The sequence below is a fragment of the Paenibacillus methanolicus genome, assembly GCF_008124765.1.
Lineage (GTDB): Bacteria > Bacillota > Bacilli > Paenibacillales > Paenibacillaceae > Paenibacillus_Z > Paenibacillus_Z methanolicus.
In genome coordinates, this window is sequence record NZ_VNHS01000017.1 from 94,908 (window position 1) to 106,015 (window position 11,108).

Annotated in this window: 8 protein-coding genes; 7 read left to right on the plus strand and 1 reads right to left on the minus strand. The window is 58.6% G+C overall.

What is annotated here, in order from left to right; translation table 11 throughout:
• Positions 1-101: 101 nt before the first annotated feature.
• From BCM02_RS32600 to BCM02_RS32625, 6 genes are all read left to right on the plus strand, one after another.
• Entirely contained in the window at positions 102-1,838 is a 1,737-nt protein-coding gene (locus tag BCM02_RS32600) for an ABC transporter substrate-binding protein (protein ID WP_148933305.1), read from the plus strand.
• Between the two features lie 134 nt (positions 1,839-1,972).
• Complete coding sequence (locus BCM02_RS32605) at positions 1,973-4,360, plus strand: glycoside hydrolase family 95 protein (protein ID WP_148933306.1); 2,388 nt, start codon at positions 1,973-1,975, stop codon at positions 4,358-4,360.
• 315 nt (positions 4,361-4,675) lie between these two features.
• Positions 4,676-6,160: an alpha-N-arabinofuranosidase gene (locus BCM02_RS32610; RefSeq protein ID WP_148933307.1), complete on the plus strand. Its 1,485-nt coding sequence runs from the start codon at positions 4,676-4,678 to the stop codon at positions 6,158-6,160.
• Positions 6,161-6,166: 6 nt separating this feature from the next.
• Entirely contained in the window at positions 6,167-6,442 is a 276-nt protein-coding gene (locus BCM02_RS32615; protein WP_148933308.1) for a DUF6171 family protein, read from the plus strand.
• Positions 6,443-6,776: 334 nt separating this feature from the next.
• The gene (locus tag BCM02_RS32620; RefSeq protein WP_148933309.1) at positions 6,777-7,760 is read left to right on the plus strand and encodes a Gfo/Idh/MocA family protein; all 984 of its coding nucleotides are present in this window, start codon (positions 6,777-6,779) and stop codon (positions 7,758-7,760) included.
• A 24-nt stretch (positions 7,761-7,784) separates the two neighbouring features.
• Positions 7,785-8,717: an aldo/keto reductase gene (locus BCM02_RS32625; RefSeq protein WP_148933310.1), complete on the plus strand. Its 933-nt coding sequence runs from the start codon at positions 7,785-7,787 to the stop codon at positions 8,715-8,717.
• An 88-nt stretch (positions 8,718-8,805) separates the two neighbouring features.
• Here BCM02_RS32625 and BCM02_RS32630 read toward each other — a convergent pair whose 3' ends face one another.
• Positions 8,806-9,774 carry a phosphatidylinositol-specific phospholipase C/glycerophosphodiester phosphodiesterase family protein gene (locus BCM02_RS32630; RefSeq protein ID WP_148933311.1) on the minus strand — a complete coding sequence of 323 codons (969 nt, stop codon included), beginning with the start codon at positions 9,772-9,774 and terminating at the stop codon, positions 8,806-8,808.
• A gap of 204 nt (positions 9,775-9,978) precedes the next feature.
• Between BCM02_RS32630 and BCM02_RS32635 the strand changes: the two genes are divergently transcribed.
• Positions 9,979-10,971, plus strand: a complete 993-nt coding sequence (locus BCM02_RS32635) for an aldose 1-epimerase (protein WP_148933312.1) — start codon at positions 9,979-9,981, stop codon at positions 10,969-10,971.
• Positions 10,972-11,108 lie beyond the last annotated feature (137 nt).

Sequence of the window (11,108 nt, forward strand, 5' to 3'; positions counted from 1 at the left end):
GGTGAATTAACGGGCAGCGCAATGCTGCCCCCAATTCAGGTATTTACAGGGGCACCTGTTGTACATCATATAGCTGTGAATCCAAAAGGGAGGTTTACACGATGACACAAAAGAGAAAGTGGACTGGCGTAGTGTTGGCGACCGCGATGGTAGCCGGACTGCTCGCAGGCTGCGGCGGCAACAACAACGCCGGCAACGGCGGTACGAACAATGGCGCGACGAACGGCAATAACACGGCGGCGGAAGGCAACAACGCGGCGTCCGAAGATTTGACTCCGCTTACATTATCGTACTACAGCGAAGACGTTAACCCGAACTGGGCCAACATGCAGGACGCGGTCGGCAAAGCCATCACGGCGAAAACCGGCATCACGCTCGACGCGGAATTCGCCGTCGGCGACCCGGTTCAGAAATCCGCGCTCATCGCGACAAGCGGCGACTACCCGGATCTCATCGCGGCGAAGAACAGCATCAACAAATTCGTTGACGCCGGCGCCGTAATCGACCTGACCGAGCTCATCGACAAACACGCGCCGAATATCAAGAAGCTGTACGGCGAAGAAATGAACCGTCTTCGTTACAGCAATGATGACAAGTCGATCTACGTCATTCCGACGAATGCGGGCGTAGACCAAACCTATTTCACCGCAGGCGGCGGCTTTGAGCTGCAGCACCGCGTCGTGAAAGAACTCGGCTTCCCGACAATCCGCACGGTTAAGGATTATGAGAATGCCATCAAGCAATATTTGGCCAAACATCCGAAGGACGAGAACGGCAACCCGAACATCGGCCTGACGCTGAACGCGGATGACTGGCACATGTACATCTCCGTCACGAACCCGGCTTTCCTCGCGACGGGCGGTTCCGACGACGGCGAATATTTCATCGACATCGATACGCAAGAAGTGACGTACCACTTCAGACGTCCGGAAGAGAAAGAATACTTCCGTTGGCTGAACCATATGAACGCGGAAGGTCTATTGGACCCGGAAAGCTTCGTGCAAAAGTATGACCAATACAAAGCGAAAGTCGCTTCCGGCCGCGTGCTCGGCTTGATCGACCAAGAGTGGGACTATGCGGACGGCGAGAAAGCGCTCAAAGCCGAAGGCAAATTCGACCAAGGCTACGGCCACTATCCGGTAACGCTGACCGAGGAGTTCAAAGACGCATCCTTCCAGCCGACCGGCTTCCTGAGCGGCTATGGCGTCGCGATCTCCAGCACGAACCCGGATCCGGTTCGCGCGATTAAGTTCTTGGACTACCTGGCTTCCGATGAAGGTCAAGTGCTCGTTAACTGGGGTATCGAGGGCGAGCATTACAAAGTCGAGAACGGCAAACGCGTCATTCCGGCCGAAGTGAACGACCGCAAAATCAACGACGCCGCGAACTTCCAGAAAGAATCCGGCATCGGGCAATACAATCAGATCGGTCCTCACTACGGCGACGGCGTGAAAGATCCATCGGGCAACTACTACACGACGAACTTCCCTGAGCAAATCGTGGCAAGCTACAACGACGTGGAGAAAGAAGTACTGGCCGCTTACAAAGCGACGACTTGGAAAGACCTGTTCCCGAAAGAGGAAGAGTTCAAAGTCAAGCCTTGGGGCGCGGCATGGAACATCCCGGTTCCGGGCGACAGCGAAATTACGATTCTCGACGAGAAGCTGAAGAGCATCACGTGGAAACGCATTCCGGAAGCAATCTTGGCGAAGCCGGCCGATTTCGACAAAGTGTGGGATGCCTACATGAAAGAAATCGAAGCGGCAGACGTCGAGAAAGCCGAAGATCTGCGCCAAGAACTGGTACAACAGCGCGTAGAGCTCTGGAGCGGCAAATAGAGCTTAACCGATTGCGCTGACGCATGGCAGCGCAGCAGGATCAAAACCTCCAACCGAGCATTGCGGGTTGGAGGTTTTTTTGCCAATATAGAACCAGTGGAAAAATGAGGAAGAACTGAGGAGGCAAAAACCGCGTGAAGCAACCGGGGAACGATTTAAAATTATGGTACGAGCAACCGGCGCAGTCATGGGAAGAAGCGCTGCCGATCGGCAACGGCCGGCTGGGCGGCATGGTGTTCGGCGGCGTCGGGCAAGAACGGATTCAACTGAACGAAGACACGTTATGGTCGGGCTTTCCGCGCGATACGAACAATTACGAGGCGCTACGCCATTTGAAGCGGTCCCGGGAATTGCTGCGCGAGGGACGCTTCCGCGAAGCGGAGAAACTGATCGGCGACGGCATGCTCGGTCCGCGTTCGGAAGCGTATTTGGCGATGGGGGATCTGTGGATCGATCAATCCGTCGCGGGCGGACATGCCGAATATAGGCGAGAGTTGAATTTGGACACGGGGGTAGCGTTCGCGGCATTCCGCGACGAGAACGAGACGGTTTATAGACGTGAGGCGTTCGTCAGCCATCCTGACGGGGCGATGGTCGTTCGTATGGAAGCCGAAGGCGCGGGAACCATTAACGCTCGCATCCGGTTAAGCTCGAAGCTGCGATTCTCGGTCGAAGCGGAGACAACCGGAGCAGAAGCGCGAACCGGCAAACTGACTCTGCGCGGCAGGGCGCCGAGCCATGTCGCGGACAACTACCTGGGCGATCACCCGCAGGCGGTGTTGTACGAGACGGAGCGCGGGTTGTCCTTTGCCATTGCGCTAAGCGTGCAGTTGAGCGGCGGGCGGCTCGCCGCGGCCAAGGACGGCAGCCTCGTCATTGAAGGCGCTAGCCATGCGCTTATTTTGCTGAGCGCCGCCACCGACTTCATCGGCTACGACGGCCGGCCCGTTCCGGGCTCTGGCTTGGAGCTCGAGCGGTGCGCGTCGCGGCTGGCGGCCGCTGCCGGGATCGCCTACGACGAATTGAGACGCAGACATATCGAGGACCATCGCATGTTGTTCCGCCGCGTGAGCTTGGAGCTGGGCAATGGGTCAAGCGAAGGCGATCGGCTGCCGACCGATAAGCGGCTGACGGCCTACCAGGGAGGAGCAAGCGATCCGGCGCTAGAGGCGCTTCTGTTCCAATACGGCCGGTATTTGCTCATCGCCAGCTCCCGTCCGGGGACGCAGGCGGCGAACTTGCAGGGGATCTGGAACGATCACATCCAGCCGCCGTGGAATAGCAACTACACGACGAACATTAATACGCAAATGAATTACTGGCCGGCCGAACTGGGCGGCATTGGCGAATGCCACGAGCCATTGTTCGACTTGATCGGAGAGCTAAGCCGGACGGGCGCGCGAACGGCGGCGATTCACTATGGCGCGCGCGGCTGGACGGCGCATCATAACGTCGATCTGTGGCGCGTCTCGACGCCGGCGAGCGGAGATCCGAGCTGGGCGTTCTGGCCGCTCGGCGGCGCTTGGCTAAGCCAGCATCTGTGGGAGCGCTACCGGTTCAGACCGGACGCGGAGTTCTTGGCGAAGACGGCTTATCCGCTCATGCGGGGAGCGGCGCTCTTCTGTTTGGATTGGCTGCAAGAGAACGAGGATGGAACGCTGACGACGCTGCCGTCGACATCGCCGGAGAATCGTTTCGTTACGGAAGAAGGCGAGCCGTGCAGCGTGACGATTGGCTCGGCGATGGATTTGACGATTATCCGCGAGCTGTTCCAAGGTACGATCCGTGCGGCCGAGACGTTGGACGCGGATGCCTCGTTGCGCGGCGAGCTCGAACGCGCGCTAGCTAAGCTGGCGCCGCTTACGATCGGCGAAGACGGCCGACTGCAAGAGTGGTCGCTGCCTCATGAGGAGCAAGAACCGGGACATCGGCACGTCTCGCACTTGTACGGCGTCTATCCGGGTACGTCGATCAACGATCGCGATACGCCGGAATTCACGGAGGCCGCGCGCGCGTCGCTCGCTTCCCGCATCGCGCAAGGCGGCGGACATACCGGCTGGAGCTGCGCCTGGTTGATTAACCTTTACGCCAGACTTCGCGAGCGCGAGAACGCGCACCGCTTCGTTCGCACTCTCCTTTCGCGTTCGACGTATGCGAACTTGTTCGACGCGCATCCGCCGTTCCAGATCGACGGCAACTTCGGCGGCACGTCCGGCATCGCCGAGATGCTGGTGCAGAGCCATCTCGATACGATCGAGCTGCTGCCTGCGCTGCCATCGGCTTGGAAGGATGGCAAGGTGACCGGCTTGAGGGCCAGAGGCGGCTTCATTGTCGATATCGAGTGGCGCGAGGGCAAGCTCGCGCAAGCGCGAATCGAATCGACCCATGGTTCGGCGTGCAGCATCGGGTATGACGGTGTACTATCCGTCCTTCTGCCGGGAGGAAATTCAGTCAAGACCAGCGAGACGTTCCAAACGGAGATTGGCGGCGTATACTGGGTTACCAGTGCGGATGCAATTTAGCCTTTAGTTAGACAAACGTTAATTTTGCGGGCACGTACGTTCGGGAGCAACGCTTCAATACGAATGTCATCATCTAGTCGGGCGGCCTTAGGTTGCCCGGCTGTTTTCCGTTTCCCGACACTTGTTTATTTCCTAGGAAATGAAATTGTGTTCACAGGGTTTCAGTAACAGTCGGATTAATGTTTTCGTGAATCGATTGCTAATTTTGTCATTGCAATAAGGCATGGGTTTATGGTTTAATTAGCTCATGTACATAATATGTTAATCGGTTAGTCATTTTATTAATCCAATTTACAGTTAAAGGAGATCCTTGGCATGAGCAATCATATCGTTATTAACGCCGACTTGACGAAGGGGACAATCAACAAACATATTTACGGGCATTTCGCGGAGCATCTGGGCCGCTGTATTTATGGCGGCATCTGGGTGGGAGAAGATTCGGATATTCCGAATACGAACGGCATCCGCAATGACGTATTGGAAGCGCTTAAAGCGCTTAGTATTCCGAACCTGCGCTGGCCGGGCGGTTGCTTCGCCGACGAATACCATTGGAAGGACGGCATCGGTCCTCGCGAAGGCCGCAAGCGGATGGTCAATACGCATTGGGGCGGCGTCGTGGAGAATAACCATTTCGGCACTCATGAGTTCATGAAGCTATGCGAACTGCTCGGCACGGAGCCGTACGTCAACGGCAACGTCGGAAGCGGCACGGTTCAGGAGATGTCCGAGTGGGTCGAATACATGACCTTCGACGGCGAATCGCCGATGGCGGACTTGCGACGCGCGAATGGCCAAGAGCAGCCGTGGCGGCTGAAGTTCTTCGGCGTCGGCAACGAGAACTGGGGATGCGGGGGCAACATGCGTCCGGAATACTACGCGGATCTATACCGTCGCTACCAGACGTACGTGCGCAATTACGGCGACAACAAAATTTATCGCATCGCGGGCGGTCCGAATATCGACGATTACCGCTGGACCGAGGTGCTCATGCGCGAAGCCGGCCGGATGATGGACGGCCTGAGCCTTCACTATTACACGATCCCGGGCAGCTGGGAGGAGAAGCAATCCGCGCTTGATTTCAACGAGAGCCAATGGTTCGAGACGATGAAGAAGGCGCTGCATATCGACGAGCTGATCACTAAGCACAGCGCGATTATGGATCAATACGATCCGCAGAAGCGCGTCGCCCTCATCGTCGACGAGTGGGGAACGTGGTTCCTGGTCGAGCCTGGCACGAATCCGGGCTTCCTGTTCCAGCAGAATACGATGCGCGACGCGCTGGTCGCGGGACTATCGCTGAACGTGTTCAACGCGCATTGCGACCGCGTCCGCATGGCGAATATTGCCCAGACGGTCAACGTGCTGCAGTCGGTCATCCTCACCGAAGGGGACAAAATGGCGCTGACGCCGACCTACCACGTCTTCGAAATGTACAAGGTGCATCAGGATGCGGAGCTGCTCGAGCTGTCGAAGTCTTCCGCTTCGTACGAGTTGAACGGCCAGACGCTCGACCAAATTAGCGCAACCGCATCGCGCGGCCAGGACGGCAAGCTGAACATCAGCCTTTGCAACGTCAGTCACGAAGCTCCGGCGGAGATTACGATCGAGCTGCGCGGCTTGAAGGATGCGCAGGCGTCCGCTTCCGGCCGCGTGCTGCACGCGGCGGACATGCACGCGCACAATACGGTCGACGCGCCTAACGCGGTCGCGCCGGTCGCGATGGAAGGCATTCGCTTCGAGAACGGCATCCTGCGCGCGACGCTGCCGGCCGCTTCCGTCGCGGTGCTAAGCATCGGGTAACGCCGGATGTCCGCGCTCGCAAGCCGGCCGGAAGGCTGCAAGGGCTGCCGGGACAGCGTCCATGTGCCGGAGGCGCAGATCGACCGCATGATCGAGAAGCTGGCGCGCCATCCGGAGAGCTGCGCTTCGCTTGAACAATACGAGGCGCGGCTGGCGAGCTGCGCGGCCTGCGCCGATCTGCAGTACGGCTCCACTTGCGCCCACTGCGGATGCTTCGTCCGGGTACGCGCCAAGCTGCAGGCCGGCACGTGCCCGAAGCCCGGCGGATCCAGATGGAACTAACCGATTTGCTGGTCCATGACCATGCCGCAAGCCGCCCGGCCCGCCATTCATGGGAGCGTGCGCCGGGCGGCTTGCCCGTGCGCGGACAAGCGTATGCCAGCATGCTCCGCTCCCGATCGCGAGCGGAAACCAATCTGGACGTTGCCAGCATGCTCCGCTCCCGATCGTAAGCGGAAACCAATCTGGACGTTGCCAGCATGCTCCGCTCCCTCTCGCGAGCGGAAACCAATCTGGACGTCCCAAAATCTGATATGAATACGCCATATTGTTCTATATAATCCTGCCCCCTTCTTGGACTATAATGGTGCCAAAACCAAGAAAAGCAGGTGCACGCATGAGCCGTAAACTTCGTTGGGGCATTATTGGATGCGCAGGTATTGCAGTTCGTTCCGTTATTCCGGGTATACAGCAATCGGAGACCGGCGAGGTCGCCGCGATCGCGAGCCGGGGCTTGGCCAAGGCGCAAGAGACGGCCGAGACGCTCGGCATTCCGAAAGCTTATGGCAGCTATGAAGAGCTGCTCGCTGACGGCGACATCGACGCGATCTACATTCCGCTGCCGAACCATTTACATATGGAGTGGACGATTAAGGCGATCGAAGCGGGCAAGCACGTGCTGTGCGAGAAGCCGATCGCGCTCAATGCGGCGGAAGCGCAGCGCATGGCGGATGCCAGCCGCAGCGCGGGCGTTCATCTCGCCGAGGCGTTCATGTACCGCTACCATCCGGCATACGCCCGGGTGAAGGAAATTATCGATTCCGGCGAAATCGGGGACATCCGCGGTATTCACGGCACGTTTACGTTCAACAACGCTGCGGATTCCGGCAACGTCCGCTACAAGCGCGAATGGGGCGGCGGCTCGATTTACGACGTCGGCTGTTATCCGATCAGCGCGGCGAGACTGCTGCTGGGCGAAGAGCCGGTCGCGGCCTCCGTTCACGCACTGCTGTCTCCGGAGCACGACAACGTCGACATGATGGCCGCGGGTATTCTGGAATTTAGCAACGGCGTGGCGCTATCGTTCGACTGCGGCATGTGGGCGGCGTTCCGCAATACGCTCGAGGTACTCGGCACCCAAGGACGCATCGAGCTGCCGTCCGCTTTCCTTGGTTCGAACTTCTTCGTACATACGGGCGAAGGCACGCGCGTGGAAGAACAACCGACGCTCAATCAATATTCGCTTCAAGCCGACGACTTCGCGCGCGTCGTATGGGGCGAGAAGCAAGCTAGGTTCGCGCCTGAAGACGCGGTGGCGAACATGAAGGTGATCGATGCTTGCCTGGAGTCGGCTTATACGCGCTCCCGGGTAACTCTTTAAGAGGCGAGAGGAGCGACGGATACGATGAAGAAGATCGAACTGGCGGGATTGAAGCAAGGCGTATCGCAGTTAATCATGGGCTCGGATTATTTCGCGCCGGAGGTTTACGAGCTGGTGCGGACGAACCTCGACGCGTTCACCGCGATCGGCGGCAATACGATCGATACGGCGTATATCTATTGCGGAGGCAAAAGCGAGCAGGCGATCGGCATGTGGCTGGAGGAGCGGGGTAACCGCGGCGACATCAACGTCTGGACGAAAGGCGCGCATCCGAACCAACACGGCTCGCGCGTGTCCAGAGACGCGATTCGCGAGGAGCTCGGCATCAGCCTGGAACGTCTCCGTACCGATTATGTCGACTTATATGCGCTTCATCGCGACGACCTGAACGTGCCGGTCGGCGAGATTCTGGAATGGCTGAACGAGCTTGCCGAAGAAGGACGCATCCTCGCGTTCGGCGCATCGAATTGGACGACGGTCCGGCTTGCCGAGGCGGCCCGCTACGCGGAGGAGCACGGGCTTCGCGGTTTCTCGTTCAGCAGCCCGAACTTAAGCCTGGCCAAGGCGCAGGAGCCGTATTGGAGCGATTGCGTCAGCATTGACGCTCCATCGCTGGCTTGGCACGAGCAGAGCGGGCTGCCGCTGTTCTCCTGGTCCGCGCAGGCGCGCGGCTTCTTCACCGGCCGGTTCACGCCGGACGACCGCTCGGACGCCGATCTCGTGCGCGTCTTCTACAACGACGACAATTGGGAACGCTATCGCAGAGCCGAGCAGCTGGCGAAGGAGAAAGGCGTGGCAACCATTCAGATCGCGCTTGCCTACGTACTGAATCAATCGTTCCCGTCGGCGGCGATTATCGGTCCGCGCAACGAAGCGGAGATGCGCTCCTGCCGCGAGGCGGCCGATCTGACGCTGACGCCAAGCGAGATCCAATGGCTGGATTTGCGCCAGTCTTAGGTGAAGCATGGACGACCCGCCGAATTCAAATTCGGCGGGTCGTTCGGCTGTAAGCGCAACGGAGCAGCTCCTCCGCCCGCAAGCGTGCTTAGAACCATGCTTGCGGCCATAACGAAGCTGCACGCTCGGCATAGATTTGCCGCGCGGCCTTCGCCAACAGCGTCCAATAAGACGGTGGAGGAGCCTTCGCGCTCGCCAGCTGCCGTTCGTTGATGCGATCCGTGTAGAAGCCGTGCGCGCCTTGGTCCATGTATCGGATCATTGCGGCTGTGTCATTAATGGTATGGATGTAGGCATGTACGCCCGCTTGCTCCAACCGCTGCAGGAAATCCGCTTGCGCCATCGATTCCGGCATCGTGACGGCCGCGACGCGCGGATGGTCGCGGACGAACGACAGCGTCTGCGATTCCGTATCCGGAGACATATAGAGCGTATAGATATACGAATCGAACTTGTGGACCGATTCGATCGCGGCATACATCGTTTGGTCGTAGAACTGAGGAACAACACGGCTTAGCAGCTCAGGTTCATGCTCGGCGGCTTCCTTCATCGCCCGAAATTGACGGCGCACGATAGCCGGATCGGTATCTTTCGTATCGGTGATGAACACCGCGTCCGGATATTGCCGGAGCAGATTCAGGAGCCCTTCGAAGTCAAGCGTCTGGTACGCATGATGCACGAGCAGCGAGAGCGCTTCTGCGCGGGTCAGCGGCAGGCCGCGCCGGCCGGCTTCGGGCGGAATTTGTCCCAGTAGTCCGTACAGATAGGGCTGCCAGTCATGGCGCGTCACGAGGTAGCCGTCGGCGGTCAGCTGCAGATCCACTTCGAACAGTCGATAACCATCGGCATAGTTCGATTTGAACGCCTCCAGCGTATTCGTATACGTGTATCCGCTGATTTCGCCCATGCCATGCGCGACGAGCCGGTGCCGGGTCCATTCGGGATCGGTTAGAGGCGATTGCGCGGCGAGCGTCGCGCTTGGACCGTATGTCGGCGAAGCCGCGATCGCGAATGTAAGCAGACTAAGGGCTAGCAGCAGCGCGGAAGATCGTTTCATATGGAGCAGCCTCCCTCCGGAATTCGTGGATGTCACGGAATATCCGGTGATTACCCGCGGGAGAGGCGAGATAATCCGTGGTTCAGAACGGCTTCATTGTTTTCGCGCTTTTTGGTAATCTAGTAGAGGAGCACAGCGGCGGCGCGCCGCAAGGCAATAGAGTTGTACGAGATTCGAGCAAGTCAACAAAAGGAGCGTATACATATGAGCGAAATCAAAGCTTACGAGGGATCCTATCAAGGCGAACGCGCCATTTACTTGCGCGCGGGCCGTTACGAGGCGGCGCTGCTTCCGGAGATCGGCGCCAATCTGATCGCCTTCCGCGACGTGGAGAATGGCAACCGCTTCTTGCACGAGCCGACCGAGGAAGAGTTTGCTTCTTTTAAAGCCAAGCCTTGGATTCACGGCATTCCGGTTCTGTACCCGCCTAACCGGTACGAGGACGGCAAATTCCCGTGGAACGGCAACGTGTATCAATTCCCGGTTAACGAAGCGTCGACAGGCAACCATTTGCACGGCTTCGTGGCGGACACGCCTTGGGAGATCGAAGATTTCGGCCAAACGAAGACCGAGAGCTACGTCGTAGCCGCCTTGCAAGTCGCGGAAGGCCATCCGGTCTATACGTATTTGCCGCACCAATTCACGATCAAGCTGCGTTATTCGCTCGGCGCAAACGGACTGTCCCAGCACATCTTCGTCCAGAACGACGGCGATTCCGAACTTCCGTGCCTGTTCGCTTTCCATACTTCGATTAATGCGCCGTTCGTGCCGGACGGAGATGCGAAGGACTATCGCGTGAAGCTGACGATCGGCGAGCGTTGGGAGCTAAGCGAGCGCATGCTGCCGACCGGCGCCTACCAGCCGCTGACTGCCGACGAAATCGCGCTTCGCGACGAGGGCGTCTATCCATTCTTCGGCGAGATGGACAACCATTACACGGCGGTGCCGCAGAACGGCCGCAACCGGATGGAGCTGACCGACACCAAAGCGGGCGTCACGCTCGTCTATGACGTCGGCACGTCCTACAAGCAATGGATGATCTGGAACAACGGCGCGACCGAAGGGTTCTTCTGCCCGGAGCCGCAGATCAATCTCGTCAACGCGCCGCATGTCGACCTGCCGCGAGACCAGATCGGCCTGTTCAGTCTCGCCCCGGGCGAGATTTGGGAAGAAACCGCCCGTCTCTACGTGAAATAATAGAAAATCACCAATAAAAAGCAAAACTCCGCGCCACTCAGGGGGGCCACTGAAAAAGTCCGTCTCGTAGGAAAAGGTACAGACCTTCAAGAAATTTGAAGAGGCTGTACCTTTTTTGCTTTATAATAGAGTCATCA